The following is a 15,609-nucleotide window of genomic DNA, read 5'->3' as shown; positions in this document are numbered from 1 at the left end:
CTGTGTTGGTTCAATCTTTTGGCGCAACCCGTTCACCGAAAATCGCCGACCCGACCCGGACATAGGTGGCGCCAAAGGCAATCGCCTTGTCGAAATCCGCACTCATCCCCATGCTCAGCTCGGGCAGTCCATTGCGCTCGGCCAGCTTTGCCAATAGCGCGAAATGCAGGCTCGCCTCCTCCTCTGCGGGCGGGATGCACATCAGCCCTGTCACCGGCAGATCCATGGCGCGGGCCTCTGCCACGAAAGCATCGGTTTCAACAGGCAGGATGCCCGATTTTTGCGGCTCTTCCCCGGTATTCACCTGGATCAGCAATTCAGGGCAACTGCCCCGTTCCTGTGCCAGATCGGCAAAGCGACGGGCCAGTTTTGGCCGGTCCAGCGTGTGAATCGCGTCGAACATTTCGACTGCCTGCCGGGCCTTGTTGGTCTGTAACGGGCCGATCAGATGCAGCGAGATATCGTCATAAAGCTCCTGAAACGCGGGCCAGCGCCCGGCAGCCTCCTGCACGCGGTTCTCTCCGAACAGCCGATGGCCCTGCTTCAGAACATGGGCAACGCGTTCGGCAGGCTGCACCTTGGAGACAGCAATCAATCTGACGGATCCGGGCGCACGCCCGGCCCTGGATTCCGCGCTGGCCAAAGCGCTGCCAATCTCGGACAGAGACATCTTTCGTCACCCCCAAACAGAAAAGAGCGGGCCTAAGCCCGCTCTTCCCTTACCAAATAATCCGGTTGGATTAGAAGGACATTGCGATACCAAGCGACCAGAAGTCTTCATTGGCATTATCGCTGCTGCCATAACCCAGGCGGATACCTGCGCCACCGCCAAGATCGTAAGACGCGGACAGACCGTAACCTGAGTCACCGGAGCCGAATTCACCATAGTTGGCGTGAATTGCGTACGGGCCGAATTCATAGCCTGCACCGATACCGATGTGGTCATCGTCATTGCCGAGAACACCACCGCGATCTGTCCAGTCGCTATACTGGAAGCCAACGGAGAAACCGGAGGCAAAGGTCGCGTTTGCGCTGATACCCCAGATTTCCTGATCTGTCGTTGTGAAATCGGTGGACTGATAACCCAGGCCGAGATTGATATCGACGCCGGACCAGTCAGTGCTGTAGCGGAAACCAAGGGCATAAGACCCATCACGCGAGTCAGACTGAACCTGACCAGTGGTGCCGTTCGTAACCAGAGTACTCGAAGCATCCTGCTCGTAAGAGATCGCAACACCAAAATCGCCGAAGGTGTTGTCATAGCGGACAATCTGACCATCGCCAGCACCGTCGCCATAGGAACCCAGATAACCCTCATGCGAGGTTTCATCATCTGCAAGGCTGCCCGGGTTGGAGATGTTACCCGCTTCGGTCAGGGCCCAGTCCAGAGCGCCATCGGTGTCACCCAGGGTGACCGTACCGAAATCGCCCGAGATGAACACGGCAACGCCGCCATGACCGTAATCATTGTCGAAGGCGTTGTTGGGTCTGGTCGCAGTCCCGGGAGTGTCAAGCGCCTGGTCAGCCGACTCGTCGATGTCGATGGATGCGCCAAATGTCAGGCCGTTATCGGTTGTGCCGGACAAGGTGAAGGTGACGTCGATATCCTGGATGAACTGCGTCTCCAGGTTGTCCCCACCACGGATACCCATTTCGGCGGAGCCGGACAGGGTAACATCCGCAGATGCGAATCCTGCCGAGGCAACCAATGCCGTGGTAGCGAAGAGAACCTTTTTCATGGTTTTTCCCTCGTATTCTTGAATAAGGTGCACCTCAACACGGGGAATTCCGAATTGAGTATGCTCTTTCCTCTCTCTTCGCCCCTCGAAATGCAAGAAAGGCCAAAGGGATGCCCCCATCTTGCCCCCGGATGGTGCAGACTTGCCACAGTGTGGTATTCACCCGTCAAGCGAAGCCCCTTGCCGCGCTGAGAGGGCTAAGATACCAAGCGGTGAGGCTTTGACGAAAAAAGGGCAATGCAGCATGACATTTTCGGGTATTGCGCGGATTTTATGCGGTCTTTTGCTTGTCAGCACGGTTGCGGCCTGTGGTGGCAGGTCCGGCGGTCTGTTCGGTGGCGGGCTGGATAATGAGATGAGTCCCGAAACCCGTGAACGGCTGATCGAATCGGGTGCACTGGAAGATCCTGACCGCAATACGGTCTGGGATCTGTTCCAGAACACAAACGATCCGAATGTCACGGTAGAGGTCAGCCGCTACCTCTGGAATGCCTCGCTTGAAATCCTTGATTTCATGCCGATCGAGGGCGCAGACCCGTTTTCCGGCGTGATCGTCTTTGGTTATGGCACCCCGCCGGGGTCAGGCCGGGCCTATCGCGCGACGGTCTATATCACCGACCCCGCCCTTGATGCGCGCAGCCTGCGCGTGGCGTTGCAAAGCCGGGGCGGCACGGCGGTCAGCCGTGAAACCGCCCGTCAGATCGAAGATGCGATCCTGACCCGGGCGCGCCAGCTACGGATTCGCGACGCGGATCTCTGACGCGGTTTTCGGTGTAACGGCCTTGCCTAAACCCAAACCCCTATAGACCAGCGCCTGCGCGCCGCCTAAACACACCGCCGGGCCTTCAGATGCCCTGCGTTTTGCGTTCGACCTTCATAAGGAAGCCCGATGTCCCGCTATCAACCGTCCCAGTTGGAACCCAAATGGCAAAAAGCCTGGGAAGAGGCCGGCACGTTCCGCGCCACGCGGATCGCTGACAGGCCCAAATATTACGTGCTTGAGATGTTTCCCTACCCGTCCGGGCGCATTCATATCGGCCATGTGCGCAACTATACGATGGGCGACGTGATCGCGCGCTACAAGCGGGCGACCGGCCATAATGTGCTGCATCCGATGGGCTGGGATGCCTTTGGCCTGGCCGCGGAAAACGCCGCGATGGAACGCGGGATTCACCCGGCTGACTGGACGCATCAGAATATCGCCGACATGCGCGACCAGATGAAACCGCTTGGCTTTTCCATTGACTGGTCGCGTGAGTTCGCCACCTGCGCGCCGGAATATTACGGCCAGCAGCAGGCGCTGTTCATCGACATGATGGGGGCCGGGCTGATCGACCGTAAAAACGCCGTGATCAACTGGGACCCGGTGGATATGACGGTTCTGGCCAATGAACAGGTCATCGACGGCAGGGGCTGGCGCTCAAACGCGGTGGTGGAACGGCGCGAGCTGACCCAGTGGTTCTTCAAAATCTCGGATATGGCCGATGATCTGTTGCAGGCGCTGGACGGGCTCGACAACTGGCCCGAGAAGGTCAAGCTGATGCAGGCCAACTGGATTGGCAAATCCCGGGGTTTGCAGTTTTCCTTCGGCCTGACCGAGGCCATGGGCGGCCATGACCGGGTGGAGGTTTACACCACCCGTCCCGACACGTTGATGGGGGCCAGTTTCATCGGCATCTCACCCGATCATCCGCTGGCCAGAGAACTGGAAGCCCATACCCCCGAGATCGCGGCTTTCTGCGCGGATTGCCGGGCCACCGGCACCACCGAAGAGGCACTGGAAACCGCCGAGAAGAAAGGCTTTGATACCGGGCTGCGGGTGCGCCACCCGTTTGATACCGCCTGGGAATTGCCCGTCTATATCGCCAATTTCATCTTGATGGAGTATGGCACCGGCGCAATTTTCGGCTGCCCTGCCCATGATCAGCGCGACCTTGATTTTGCGCGGAAATACGGGCTGGATGTAACCTCCACCTATGTGCCCATGGCAGAAACCGACGGGGTCACCCGGCCCGAGGATGGCGGCGATGCCTATGTGCCTCCGAAGCCCGAAAAGGTGCGGTATGTCAAAGGGTTCGCCGGGGAGGAGGTGCAAACCGGCGCCGAAGGTATCGACAGCGCCATCGCGTTCTGCGAACAGAACGGCGTTGGTCAGGGCGTCACCAGATTTCGCCTGCGCGACTGGGGCCTCAGTCGTCAGCGGTATTGGGGCTGCCCGATCCCGGTTGTCCATTGCGAAAGCTGTGGCGTGGTGCCCGAGAAAAAGGAAAACCTGCCTGTTGAGCTGCCCAAGGATGTCAGTTTCGACATCCCCGGCAACCCGCTTGACCGGCATCCGACCTGGCGTGATGTGCCTTGCCCGTCCTGCGGCGCGCCTGCCAAACGCGAAACCGACACGATGGATACATTTGTTGATTCATCCTGGTATTTCGCGCGCTTCACCGCCCCCCATGCCGACACCCCCACCGTGGCGGAAGACGCCGCTTACTGGATGAATGTCGATCAGTATATCGGCGGCGTTGAACATGCGATTCTGCATCTGCTCTATTCCCGCTTCTTTGCCCGGGCGATGCAGATCACCGGCCATCTGCCTGCCAGCGCGATTGAGCCTTTTGACGCGCTGTTTACGCAGGGCATGGTCACCCATGCGATTTACCAGACCAAGTTGGGGCAGGACGGACGGCCGGTTTACCATTACCCCGAAGAGGTTGACCTGCGCGATGGCGGCGCGTTTCTCAAAGAAGATGGCAGCACGGTGGAGGTCATCCCCTCGGCCAAAATGTCGAAATCCAAGAACAACGTGGTCGATCCGGTGGCGATCATCGACCAATACGGGGCCGATACCGCCCGCTGGTTCGTGTTGAGTGACTCCCCCCCGAACGCGATGTGGAATGGACCGCCGCAGGCGCAGAGGCGACGTTCAAACACCTCAATCGGGTCTGGACGCTGTGCGACCGGATCAGCGGCATGGACAAGGCCGCGGCAGGGGAAGGCGATGAGGCGTTGCGCCGGGCGCTGCACAAAACCATCTTCGATGTGACCCAGGGCGTGGAATCCTTCGGCTTCAATGCCGCTATCGCCAAGCTTTACGCCTTCACCAACACGCTGGCGAAATCAAAGGCCGGCCATGGGGCCCAACGGGGCGCGATCATGACACTGGCACAGCTGATGTCACCGATGACCCCGCATCTGGCCGAGGATATCTGGGCCCATCAGGGCGGCGAGGGCCTGATTGCCAATGCGCCCTGGCCGGTGGCGGACCCGGCGCTGCTGGTATCCGATGATGTCACCCTGCCGATCCAGATCAACGGCAAACGCCGTTCGGAAATCACCGTTGCCAAGGACCTGCCCAAGGAAGAGCTTGAAAAGCTGGCGCTGGCGGACAAGGCTGTGATCAGAGCCCTGAATGGCGGGGCCCCCAAGAAACTGATCGTTGTTCCGGGCCGGATCATCAATGTCGTTATCTGACCGCCGCACCGTCCTGACATGTCTCGCCGCAGTGCCGCTTGCGGCCTGCGGTTTCGCGCCGGTCTATGCCCCCGGCGGGTCGGGCAGTGTGCTGCGCAATCAGATACTGGTGGAACCGCCCGAAACCCGGGCTGAATTTCTGCTGGTCGCCCGGCTGGAGGAACGGCTTGGCCGAGCCGACAGCCCGCGCTATGCGATGACCCTGGCCACCACAATCGTGGCAAGAGGCACCGCAATCACCGGATCAAATGACATCACCCGGATCAACCTGACCGGAACAAGCCGGTTTCGCGTGGTCGAGGCGGGAAGCGATGTTCAGGTCCATGCGGCCAGCGTGCGCAGCTTCACCTCCTATTCCACCACCGGTTCCACCATCGCCACAGCTACCGCTGAACGCGATGCAGAGGAACGGCTGATGGTGGCGCTGGGTGATCAGATCGTCTCGAACCTTCTGGCCAATGCCGGCCGCTGGTCATGAAACTCTCCCCCCGGGAGGCATCGGGCTATTTCGCTAGGCCCGACCCGGATGCGACCGGACTGTTGATCTATGGCGCGGATGCCATGCGTGTGGCCCTGAAACGCCAGCAGGTGCTGGAGGCGCTGCTTGGCCCCGAGGCTGAGGCCGAGATGCGCCTGACGCGCATCCCCGCCCCGGACCTGCGATCAGACAGTGCCGCGCTTCTGGATGCGGTCAAGGCGCAGGGCTTTTTCCCCGGTCCCCGTGCGGTTTTCGTTGAAGACGCGGGCGACGGGCTGGCCCCGGTGATCCGGATCGCGCTGGAAGACTGGGCACCGGGCGATGCGCAGATCATCGTGACCGCCCGGCAACTGGCCGCGCGTTCTGCCCTGCGCAAACTGTTTGAGGGGCACAAGACCGCCTATGCGGTTGGCATCTATGATGACCCGCCCTCGCGCCACGAGATCGAGGAGACCCTGCAAAAAGCCGGGGTGACGCAGATCGGACCGGAAGCGATGGCCGATCTGACCACGCTGGCGCAATCGCTGGACCCGGGCGATTTTCGCCAGACCGTGACCAAGCTGGCGCTTTACAAACATCAGGATCCGGCGCCGGTCACGCCCGGGGATGTGGCCGCCTGTGCGCCTGCCACCATCGAGGCCGAGCTTGACGACATCCTGCATGCGGCCGCCGAAGCCCAGGCCGGGGCGATCGGCCCGCTGGTCACCCGGCTTGGCGGTCAGGGGGTGCAGCCGGTGGGTTTATGTATCGCGGCGCTTCGCCATTTTCGCATATTGCACAGCGCCTCGGCCCATCCGGGCGGCGCTTCGGCGGGCATCGCCTCGGCCCGCCCGCCGATCTTCGGGCCCCGGCGCGAGAGGATGATCCGGCAGGCACAGGCCTGGGGCCTGCATAATCTGGAGACGGCGCTTGGTCTGCTGGTCGAAACCGATTTAACATTGCGTTCCAGCCAGCAGGCCCCGCAAATGGCCCTTATGGAACGCGCGCTGATCCGTCTGGCGATGATGCCGCGCCACTGAAATGATGTGAGGAAGACAGCATGTATCAGGTGATTGGCGGCGTCAAAAGCCGCACGCTCCGGGTTTTGTGGACACTGGAAGAGCTGGGTCTGGACTATGAGCATGTCGCCGCGCCGCCGCGATCTGACGAGGTGATCGCCTTCAACCCCGCAGGCAAGATACCTGTTCTGGTGTCGGGCGGGGTGCCAATCACCGATTCCGTGGCGATCATGACCTATCTGGCCGACAAACACGGATCACTGACCTTTCCCGCCGGCACGGTGGAACGGGCGAGGCAGGACAGTCTGACCCAGTTCATCATTGATGAGTTCGACGCGCTGATCTGGACCGCCGCGCGGCATAGTTTCATCCTGCCCGAGGACAGGCGCGTGCCCGCGATCAAGGACAGTCTGAAATGGGAGTTTGAACGCTCTCAACACGCGCTGATCCCGCGTATGGCAGAGGATGGACCGTTCCTGATGGGCGAGACCATGACAATCGCCGATATTCTGCTGGCCCATTGCGGGGGCTGGGCGGCCGTTGCAAAATTCCCGATTGTGGAACCCCGGCTTGGCGATTTTGTACGGATGATGCAGGCGCGCCCTGCCTTTGCCCGCGCCATGGCGGCGTAACGAAAGCTCCCGCCCAGGACAGAATGACGGGTCTTTGGTTGGGCCCGGCAGGCGCTGCGCGCCTGTGCCTGCGGCGCGCGTATTTTTGACAAGAAGAAGGGGCGGGGCGCGTTTCAGGGCGCGGCCCAGTTTGCCGCATGTTGCCCTGCCCATCGGCCCGTGGCGAGACAGGCGGTGATCAGATAGCCGCCGGTGGGAGCCTCCCAATCCAGCATTTCACCGGCACAGAAAATGCCGGGCAGGGCGCGTAGCATCAGCCCGTCGTCAAAAGCCGCACGCATGACCCCGCCTGCGGTGGAGATCGCCTCCTCCATCGGGCGCGGCCCCTGATGGGGAATAGGCAATGCCTTGATCAGGGAGGCCAGCGCCGCAGCATCAGGCAGGGGCCGGGCGAACTCCTGCAACAGGGCCAGACGCGCGCCCGTCAGGCGCAGGGTTTTGCGCAGGTAATTGGCCTGACTTTCCTTGCCGTTGGTGCGGGACAACCGGGCTGTCACCTCTGTGTGGGTCAGATCGGGCAGCAGATCCAGCGACAGGGGGGCGCCTTCACGCAGGGCCCGCGATACGGCATAGATGCCGCCGCCTTCCAGCCCGCGCGCGGAAATCACGAACTCACCGCGATGTCTTTTCGCCCCCGCCATCAGGGCCACATTCTTCACCGGGGCGCCGAAATGCATCGCCATATGCTGGGACCAGCTCACGGAAACCCCCATATTCGCAGGCTTGAATGGCGCGATCCCGACCCCTTTCGCGGCCAGCCAGGACGCCCAGGCTCCGTCAGAGCCAAGCCGTGTCCAACTGGCCCCGCCAAGCGCCAGAACCGTGACTTTCGGGTGCAAAACCTGCCGCCCCCCGGGGGTGTCAAAAGCAAGCCCGCCCGTTTCCTCCCAGCCCTGCCAGTGCCAGCGGGTGCGCAAGGTGATCTCCATCCGCGACATCCAGGCGCGCAGGAGGGGAGAGGCCTTCATCGCCACGGGAAACACCCGCCCGGTGGTGCCGGTGAACAGATCCTGCCCCAGACTGCCTGCCCAACCCTGTACCTGTTTCGGGCCAAACGCATCCAGCATCGGGGCCAGCCAGGGGGTGGCCTCCTGATACCGGGCATAGAACTGCGTCTCAGGCTCGATCCGGGTCAGGTTCAGCCCCGATTTGCCCGCCATCAGAAATTTGCGCCCGGCAGAGGGTTTGCCCTCGGCCAGCAGCACCTGCCGCCCGGCGCGCGCCAGGGTTTCCGCCGCCATCAGCCCCGCAGGCCCGGCCCCGATCACCAGCGCATCACTCATGCAGGATCGCGCGGGTCTTGCCCGGCTTTCCACTCCAGCACGCGATGCGGATAGGGGATTTCGATATTGTTCTCTTTCAACGCATTCCAGATCAGGAACAGCACGTCGGAGGTGTATTTGTTATCGCCGTCATCCAGACCGTTCACCCAGAACTCGACACTGAAATCAACACCGCTGTCGCCAAAGCCGCGCAATTCGCAATCGGGCGGATAAGGTGCATCAAGAACACCGGGATGGGTTGCGACCGCCGCCTCGATCAGGGCCGGGATCCGATTGATATCGGTGTCATAACTGACAGAGAAGGGCGCTTCATACCGGTTGGCGCTGCCACTGTCGGAGTAATTCACCACCCGGGTGGTGATGAAATCCTCGTTCGGGACCACAATCCAGCGGCCGTCAAATGTCTCCAGCACCGCTGCGCGCGCCGTCATCCTGACGATCTTGCCCTGCTCCCCGCCATCCAGTTCGACATAGTCGCCCACCGTGGCCTGCCCCTCCAGCAGCAGGATCACCCCTGAGATGAAATTGGAGGCGATCCTTTGCAGGCCAAAGCCCAGCCCCACACCGATGGCACCCCCCAGCACGGCCAGGGTTGTCAGGTCGATGCCCATGATGCTCATCAACAGCAGGAAAGCGGCGCCGAAGATGATGATCTCAACCGTCTTGATCGCCAGTTCCCGGGTTGCGGGGCGCATATCTTCCTGCCGGCCGATATACTCCGTGCTGTGCCGGGTGGACCAGCGACCCAGCCAGAACAGCAGACTGCCTGCAATCCCCCCACGGATCAGCGCCATGACCGAGAAGGAGATATTGCCCAGCGACACCTGTAACTCGGTCAGCGCAAGGGTCACGTCATCAAGCAGGCCCAGGGCATAAAGCGCCGCAGCCGGGATCAGCACATAGCGGCCCAGAAGCTTCAGGAACGGATCATTGAGGATTTGGGTGACCAGGCTGCGCGCGGCCAGAAACAGGAACACCCGTTTGCCGAACGCGATCACCGCGCCGCTGTCGAACAGCGAGACCACAATGGATTCGCCGATTGCGGTGAACCCATAGGCCAGCAGCGGCAGCAGCAGGGGGAGGAACCGCACCAGAAACCGCCGCGCGATGGAAAGCACTGTCTGGTGGTCTTCAGCCGGGGTCAGCAGTTTTTTCAGCGCGGGCATCAGGCGGCGCGACACCAGAAGCGCCGCCAGAAATGCGGTGACCAAAAGCGCGAATTGCGACCAGGCGACCGGGCTGGTCAGCCAGTCACGCGCAAGTGTCGAGCCATCTTCGGCAAGCTCCAGCGCCTGCTGGATGATCTCTGGTTGGTTTTCCATGGTGACGCCTTGTCCCCGACCTCTTTTCTGACCGGTCTAAGGGGGTTTGCCGTGGAAGGGAAACACCATTCGCAGGCCCCGGCCTCGGCCCTGCGCCGGATGTGGCAGGGGCTGTCGCCTGTTGGCCCCGGTCTCAGCGCCCGGTGATCAGGTGTTTTATCCCCCGCAGATTGGCCGCATCGCCGGCCATCGCATCCGTGGCCAGATCCCGCGCGACCTGCAACAGCGTGTCAGGTTCCACAATCCGGTCGATCAGCCCAAACCCCAAAGCCTCCTCGGTCGTCAGCTTCTGCCCGGCCAGCAACACCAGTTTGGTCCGCGCCGGGCCCATCAGGGAAACCATGCGTTTGGGGTCAGATGGTTGCGGCAGGAAGCCCAGCTTTGCCACCGGATAGAAAAACCGCGCGCCGGGCACCGCGATCCGCAGATCGCAGGCCAGCGCCATGCCGAACGCGCCGCCGGCCAATGTGCCGTTCAGGGCGGCAATCGTCAGGCAGGGCAAATCCGCAATCGCGGTCGAAACGCGCTCCCACAGGGGGGAGGTTGCAAGCCCGGCTCTGGCGGCTTCCAGATCGGCCCCTGCGCTGAACACGCGGTTGCCCGCACCGGTCAGCAGCAGCGCCCGCACACCCGGGTCCTGCCCCGCCTCTTCGGCAATCCCGGCCAGTTGGCGCAACATGTCTTCGGTCAGGGAGTTGGCCTTGTCAGGCCGGTTCAGCACCACCTGCCACAGACCATCCTCGCGGTTCAATGCAATCATGCGGACAGACCAAGCCGGGCGCGGATGCCCTTGTCACGCAGGGAAATCTCTTCGCCCAGATATTCATCGGCTTCTGCCGAGCACATCCAGACCAGCGCCTTTGCGGGCCAGTCCGCCGGAATATGATCGGACCAGTCCAGCTTGCTGACCGGGTTCAGGCCGCTGGCCTTGATCTCATGCTGCATTTCGGTGGCCACCGTGCCCGGCGACAGGCCCATGGCGCGAATCCCCTTATCAGCGCCTTCCTTATGCAGGCACATGGTCAGCATCGCCGCCCCGGCTTTTGAGCTGCAATAATGGCTCCACCCTTCCAGGGCGTTATGGGCCGCGCCGGAACTGATGGTGATAATCGTGCCGCCGCCACGGTCCACCATGCCCGGCATCGCCGCGCGCATGCCATGGAAAACACCTTTCAGATTGATGTCGATCACATGGCCCCAGGCCTCGGGGTCGGCCTCTGCCAAGTGAGAGATCGGTTCGATCACACCGGCATTGTTGATCAGCACATCCAGCCCGCCAAAGGTCTCTACGGCAGCAGTCACGGCGGCCTCCACCTCCCAGTAGCGGCTGACATCGCAGGGCACCGCCAGGGCCTGATCTCCGATCTCGCCTGCCAGATCCGTGATGCTTTCCCGCGACCGGGCCAAAAGCACCACATTGGCACCTTCATCGGCGAAGGCGCGCGCCGCTGCGGCGCCGATCCCCCGGCTGGCCCCTGTAATCATGACCGTTTTCCCGCGCATATCTTTCATTATCCCCCGATTTTTAGAAAGTTCTGTCAGCTTCCGGGCCAATCTGCTCTTGACGCCTACGGGCCTTGGACCGAACATCCCGCCATTCAATTCACCTTTGGTAGGTTATTATGTCAAAAATCAAATCCCTTTCTATCAGTATTTCCACAGTGGCAGTTATTGCCGCATCCCCGGCATTTGCCGATGTCGATGCCCAGGAGCTTTGGGCCGAATGGCAGGCACAAACCGCCTTTTCCGGCCAGACCCTGACCGCCGATTCGGTCACGGAAACCGCCACCGGGCTGGTGATCACCGGCCTGACCTCCACAAGTGTGCAGGGGGAAACGACCTCCACCGGTCAGATCGATCAGGTCACCCTGACCGAAAATGACGATGGCACGTTGAGTGTGGGCCTGTCCGAAGTCTACCGGATCACCTCAAATACGCAGGTTCAAAACGCCCCGCCGGTCAGCGTGGTGATGGATATGCGCCATGAGGGCCTGACCATCACCGTCTCGGGCGACCCGGGCGCGCGCCAGTATGATTACAGCGCCGATGCCCTGTCGGTTACAACTGATCAGATCAGTATTGCGGGTGACACCGGTGGAGATTTGGATATCTCCGCCACAGTCAATGATCTGCTGGTGCAGTATAACATCACCGGCGACACGCCCGAAACAACCAGCTTCACCTCAACCGGGGGCTTTTCAAGTGCGACCGGCACCGTAGATGCCTCTTCCTCCGGGGGAACACCGGGCAGCTTCAAAATGAGCTTCAATATGGGGGCCACAACCTCATCGGGGTCCGGCACGCTGTCCTCGATGGCGGCAATGTCGCAAATCTCGTCCGGCGCTGCCCTGCCCGAGGATTTCAACCTTGAAGGCCAGGCAGATTATGAACGGTTGAGCTATGAGGTCACGTTTGAGGAACCCGAAACCAGCTTCCATATGACCTTCGCCAATGAAGGCGGCAACATGGCCGTGGCCTTTGCAGAGGGCGGGCTGACCTATGATCTGTCGGCGCAAAATGTCGATGCAACCGTGCAGACATCGGAATTTCCGCTGCCGATCGAGGTCAGCGCTGCCTCAACCGGCTTCCTTCTGACCCTGCCGCTGATGCCACAGCCTGACCCCTCTGATATGGCGCTTCGCCTCGATTATCAGGAGCTTGAGGTGAATGACGCGCTATGGGCCATGATTGACCCCGGTGCGGCGATCCCGCGCGATCCGGCATCGCTGATCGTGGATATCACCGGCAAGGTGCAGATGTTCGTCAATCTGATGGCAGGTGATCCTGCCGCCTTGCAGGGCCCTCCGGGAGAGTTGCGCGAGGTCACGCTGAATGAATTGCAACTGTCCCTCGCCGGTGCCTCTCTGGAAGGGGAGGGTGATCTGGATTTCGCAGCGGGTCAGGTCATTCCGATGCCCGTCGGCACCATTGATCTGCGTGCCGCAGGGCTGAGCGCGCTTCTCGAACGGCTGACAACCGCCGGGCTTCTGCCGGAGGAACAGGCTGCCATGGCGCGCGGTGTCTCGGGCATGTTTGCCCGGCCCGGTCCTAGCCCGGACACGCTGGAAACCACCATCGAGTTCCTGCCCGGCGGCGGGATCACCGCCAACGGCATACCACTGCAATAAACGGATCAAAAATCCATTCGGACCGCCCGGTGCCAGCCATGGCCCCGGGCGGTTTTCACGAGTGCCATCTTGCACCCCCGCCATCTGCGGCCTACAGCAGCACATCACCCGGCAGGATATGTACCCCGCATGACCCGATCCCTTTCCGATCTGACCAGCGCCCTTCTGGACGCAGCCACCAAGGCCGGAGCCGAAGCCGCCGATGCCATTGCCGTGGAGGGTACATCGGTATCCATTGATGTGCTGAACGGCACGCTGGAACAGGCCGAACGCGCCGAGGGGATCGAGATCGGCCTGCGCGTCATGACCGGCCCGCGTCAGGCCTGCGTATCAGCCTCTGACATCAACCCCGATACACTTGCCGAAATGGCCGAACGCGCGGTTGCCATGGCCCGCCTGTCACCCGAAGATCCGACCATCGGCCTGGCCGAACCCGCGCAACTGGCCCGGAATTGGGACATCAACAGCCTGGATCTGATCGACCCCGCGCCGGAACCCTCTGCCGCCGCCCTGGAAGAGGCTGCGCTAAGCGCCGAAGCCGCAGCGCTGGCCGTCAAAGGCATTTCTCAGGTGCAGTCCGCCAGCGCCACCTATGGCCAGCGCCGGATGCATCTGGCCGCCACAAACGGGTTTGCCGGTGGCTATGGCCGCACCGATCACGGGCTTGGCTGCGTTGCCATCACCGGTGAAGGCACGGGGATGGAGCGCGATTATTATGGCGAAGGCCGCAGCCATGCGGAGGATATGATCAGCGCTGAAGAGGTCGGGCGGCTGGCGGCAGAGCGCACCATCGCCCGCGCCGGGGCCCGCAAACCCCCGACCGGAGCCTTCCCGGTGCTCTATGACGAGCGTATTTCCTCCTCCCTCATCGGGCATCTGCTGCAAGCCTCGAATGGCAGCGCCATCGCCCGTGGCAGTTCCTGGTTGCGTGATGGGCTGGGCGATCAGGTTCTGCCCAAAGGCCTGTCCGTCACCGAAGACCCGCACCGTCCCCGCATCACCGGATCACGCCCCTTCGACGGAGAAGGATTGCCCACCGCAAAACGCGACATTGTTGCCGATGGCATGCTCACCGGCTGGACCCTGGACCTTGCGACGGCGCGCAAGCTGAACATGCCGTCCACAGGCAATGCCGCGCGCGGCACTTCGGCGCCGCCTTCCCCTCGGTCAGCAATATCGCGCTGACACAGGGGGATCTCAGCCAGGAGGCGTTGCTGGCCCAGATGGGCACCGGCCTTCTGATCACCTCGATGATCGGCGCGTCGATCAACCCCACCACCGGGGATTATTCCCGCGGTGCCTCGGGCTTCTGGGTCGAAAACGGGCAGATCACCTATGCGGTCAATGAATGCACGGTGGCGGGCAATCTGCGCGAGATGCTGCGCCGCATCGTGCCCGCCAATGATGCCCGCGCGCATCTGTCCCGTGTCGTGCCCTCACTATTGGTCGAGGGGCTGACGATTGCCGGGGCCTGAAAGCGACCTGACCCTGCTGATCACCGCCGCCGAAGACGCCGGCAGGATCGCCGCGAAACACTGGAAATCAGACCCGAAGGTCTGGGACAAACCGGATGGCGAGGGCCCGGTCACAGCTGCCGATCTGGAAGTTGATGAGATGTTGCGGACCACGCTGAGTGCCGCGCGCCCGGATTATGGCTGGCTATCGGAGGAAACGCCCGACACGGCCACCCGCCTGTCCCGGCGCAGAACCTTCATTGTCGATCCGATTGACGGCACCCGCGCCTTTATCGACGGATCGCGCAATTTCGCCCATTCCCTCGCGATCTCGGATCAGGGGCAGATCACCGCCGCCGTTGTCTACCTGCCGGTCAAGGAGCAGCTTTTCGCCGCCGCCCTTGGTCAGGGTGCAACCCTGAATGGAACCCCGCTTGAAGCCTCTGCCCGTGAAAAGGAACATCAGGCCGCCATCCTGACCACCAAAGTCAATCTTGCGCCCGCGCGCTGGCCCGGCGGGGTGCCCCCGGTTGAACCGCATTTCCGCTCATCACTGGCCTATCGTCTTGCGCTGGTCGGTCAGGGCCGGTTTGACGGGATGATCACGCTTCGCGACAGCTGGGAATGGGACATCGCCGCCGGGGCTTTGATCGCCGCCGAAGCCGGTGCTGCGGTCAGCACCCGAACGGGTGCGGCGCTTCACTTCAACAACCCTCTGCCGCAATTGCCCGGCATTCTGGCCGCTGCCCCCAGGCTGCACCACAAATTACTTGCACGGCTCACCCTCACAGCTTGACGTGAAACCCCATATCCGTAGGTTGCGCAGCAACGCGAAACCCTTAACACAAGGCCGGGACCCCATGACCCAACGCTTGCATCTTGTCTTCGGTGGAGAGTTGAAAGACCCCACCAAAAACGAATTCAAAGATGCCGATGACATCCATATGGTCGGCATGTTCCCTGATTATGCCAGCGCCTATGCTGCATGGAAATCTGAGGCACAGCGCACGGTGGATGACGCGCATATGCGCTATTTCATTGCCCATATTCACCGCCTTCGGGACGAAGAAACCGAAGCGTCCCCCACCGAAGAACTGGGATAATCCA

15 protein-coding genes and 2 pseudogenes are annotated in these 15,609 nt (G+C 61.9%); 11 read left to right on the top strand and 6 right to left on the bottom strand.

Translation table 11 applies throughout. The features are described from left to right. Window positions 1-10 precede the first annotated feature (10 nt). Both E2K80_RS14815 and E2K80_RS14810 read right to left on the bottom strand, forming a co-directional pair. Entirely contained in the window at window positions 11-670 is a 660-nt protein-coding gene (locus E2K80_RS14815) for a YggS family pyridoxal phosphate-dependent enzyme (protein ID WP_135375693.1), read from the bottom strand. 70 nt (window positions 671-740) lie between these two features. Beyond that, entirely contained in the window at window positions 741-1,739 is a 999-nt protein-coding gene (locus E2K80_RS14810) for a porin (protein WP_135375692.1), read from the bottom strand. A gap of 244 nt (window positions 1,740-1,983) precedes the next feature. Here E2K80_RS14810 and E2K80_RS14805 point away from each other — a divergent pair, with 244 nt between their 5' ends. The 6 genes and pseudogenes from E2K80_RS14805 (at window position 1,984) to E2K80_RS14785 (ending at window position 7,315) form a co-directional block, all read left to right on the top strand. Beyond that, a complete protein-coding gene (locus tag E2K80_RS14805) occupies window positions 1,984-2,499 on the top strand; it encodes a DUF3576 domain-containing protein (protein ID WP_135375691.1) in 516 nt (171 codons plus the stop codon). Window positions 2,500-2,628: 129 nt separating this feature from the next. Next, window positions 2,629-4,632: pseudogene (gene leuS / locus E2K80_RS14800) on the top strand (leucine--tRNA ligase); the annotation flags it as partial. Between the two features lie 74 nt (window positions 4,633-4,706). Next, window positions 4,707-5,207, top strand: coding sequence for a class I tRNA ligase family protein (locus E2K80_RS20100; RefSeq protein ID WP_443216534.1), 501 nt, complete (start codon window positions 4,707-4,709; stop codon window positions 5,205-5,207). Beyond that, window positions 5,194-5,685: an LPS assembly lipoprotein LptE gene (gene lptE / locus E2K80_RS14795; protein ID WP_135375690.1), complete on the top strand. Its 492-nt coding sequence runs from the start codon at window positions 5,194-5,196 to the stop codon at window positions 5,683-5,685. Before E2K80_RS20100 ends, lptE begins: the two co-directional genes overlap by 14 nt. Continuing rightward, the gene (holA, locus tag E2K80_RS14790) at window positions 5,682-6,704 is read left to right on the top strand and encodes a DNA polymerase III subunit delta (protein ID WP_135375689.1); all 1,023 of its coding nucleotides are present in this window, start codon (window positions 5,682-5,684) and stop codon (window positions 6,702-6,704) included. Before lptE ends, holA begins: the two co-directional genes overlap by 4 nt. Window positions 6,705-6,724: 20 nt before the next feature. Next, window positions 6,725-7,315 (top strand): glutathione S-transferase family protein, encoded by a 591-nt coding sequence (locus E2K80_RS14785; protein ID WP_135375688.1) that lies wholly within the window; start codon window positions 6,725-6,727, stop codon window positions 7,313-7,315. Between the two features lie 113 nt (window positions 7,316-7,428). On the opposite strand, the gene E2K80_RS14780 is transcribed toward E2K80_RS14785, so the two are convergent. Beyond that, window positions 7,429-8,598, bottom strand: a complete 1,170-nt coding sequence (locus E2K80_RS14780; RefSeq protein ID WP_135375687.1) for a TIGR03862 family flavoprotein — start codon at window positions 8,596-8,598, stop codon at window positions 7,429-7,431. Continuing rightward, window positions 8,595-9,920 carry a mechanosensitive ion channel family protein gene (locus E2K80_RS14775; protein WP_135375686.1) on the bottom strand — a complete coding sequence of 442 codons (1,326 nt, stop codon included), beginning with the start codon at window positions 9,918-9,920 and terminating at the stop codon, window positions 8,595-8,597. The genes E2K80_RS14780 and E2K80_RS14775 overlap by 4 nt, the downstream gene beginning before the upstream one ends. A gap of 9 nt (window positions 9,921-9,929) precedes the next feature. On the opposite strand from E2K80_RS14775, the gene E2K80_RS19180 reads away from it, so the two are divergent. Beyond that, window positions 9,930-10,067 (top strand): hypothetical protein, encoded by a 138-nt coding sequence (locus E2K80_RS19180; RefSeq protein ID WP_168193213.1) that lies wholly within the window; start codon window positions 9,930-9,932, stop codon window positions 10,065-10,067. Here the strand turns inward: E2K80_RS19180 and E2K80_RS14770 are convergent. Both E2K80_RS14770 and E2K80_RS14765 read right to left on the bottom strand, forming a co-directional pair. Beyond that, window positions 10,054-10,680, bottom strand: a complete 627-nt coding sequence (locus E2K80_RS14770) for an enoyl-CoA hydratase/isomerase family protein (RefSeq protein ID WP_135375685.1) — start codon at window positions 10,678-10,680, stop codon at window positions 10,054-10,056. The genes E2K80_RS19180 and E2K80_RS14770 overlap by 14 nt on opposite strands. Further along, window positions 10,677-11,432 carry an SDR family oxidoreductase gene (locus E2K80_RS14765; RefSeq protein WP_135375684.1) on the bottom strand — a complete coding sequence of 252 codons (756 nt, stop codon included), beginning with the start codon at window positions 11,430-11,432 and terminating at the stop codon, window positions 10,677-10,679. The genes E2K80_RS14770 and E2K80_RS14765 overlap by 4 nt, the downstream gene beginning before the upstream one ends. Before the next feature lie 149 nt (window positions 11,433-11,581). Here E2K80_RS14765 and E2K80_RS14760 point away from each other — a divergent pair, with 149 nt between their 5' ends. The 4 genes and pseudogenes from E2K80_RS14760 (at window position 11,582) to E2K80_RS14745 (ending at window position 15,605) form a co-directional block, all read left to right on the top strand. Continuing rightward, window positions 11,582-13,048, top strand: a complete 1,467-nt coding sequence (locus E2K80_RS14760; RefSeq protein WP_168193212.1) for a DUF2125 domain-containing protein — start codon at window positions 11,582-11,584, stop codon at window positions 13,046-13,048. A 129-nt stretch (window positions 13,049-13,177) separates the two neighbouring features. Beyond that, a pseudogene (locus tag E2K80_RS14755) lies at window positions 13,178-14,523 on the top strand (TldD/PmbA family protein). After that, window positions 14,510-15,298, top strand: coding sequence for a 3'(2'),5'-bisphosphate nucleotidase CysQ (locus E2K80_RS14750; protein ID WP_135375682.1), 789 nt, complete (start codon window positions 14,510-14,512; stop codon window positions 15,296-15,298). Before E2K80_RS14755 ends, E2K80_RS14750 begins: the two are co-directional and overlap by 14 nt. 64 nt (window positions 15,299-15,362) lie before the next feature. Continuing rightward, window positions 15,363-15,605 (top strand): DUF4170 domain-containing protein, encoded by a 243-nt coding sequence (locus E2K80_RS14745; protein WP_135375681.1) that lies wholly within the window; start codon window positions 15,363-15,365, stop codon window positions 15,603-15,605. Window positions 15,606-15,609 lie beyond the last annotated feature (4 nt).

Origin of the sequence: Rhodophyticola sp. CCM32, assembly GCF_004751985.1 — a bacterium.
GTDB lineage: Bacteria > Pseudomonadota > Alphaproteobacteria > Rhodobacterales > Rhodobacteraceae > Rhodophyticola.
This window is presented reverse-complemented; position numbering and strand designations above follow the sequence as displayed.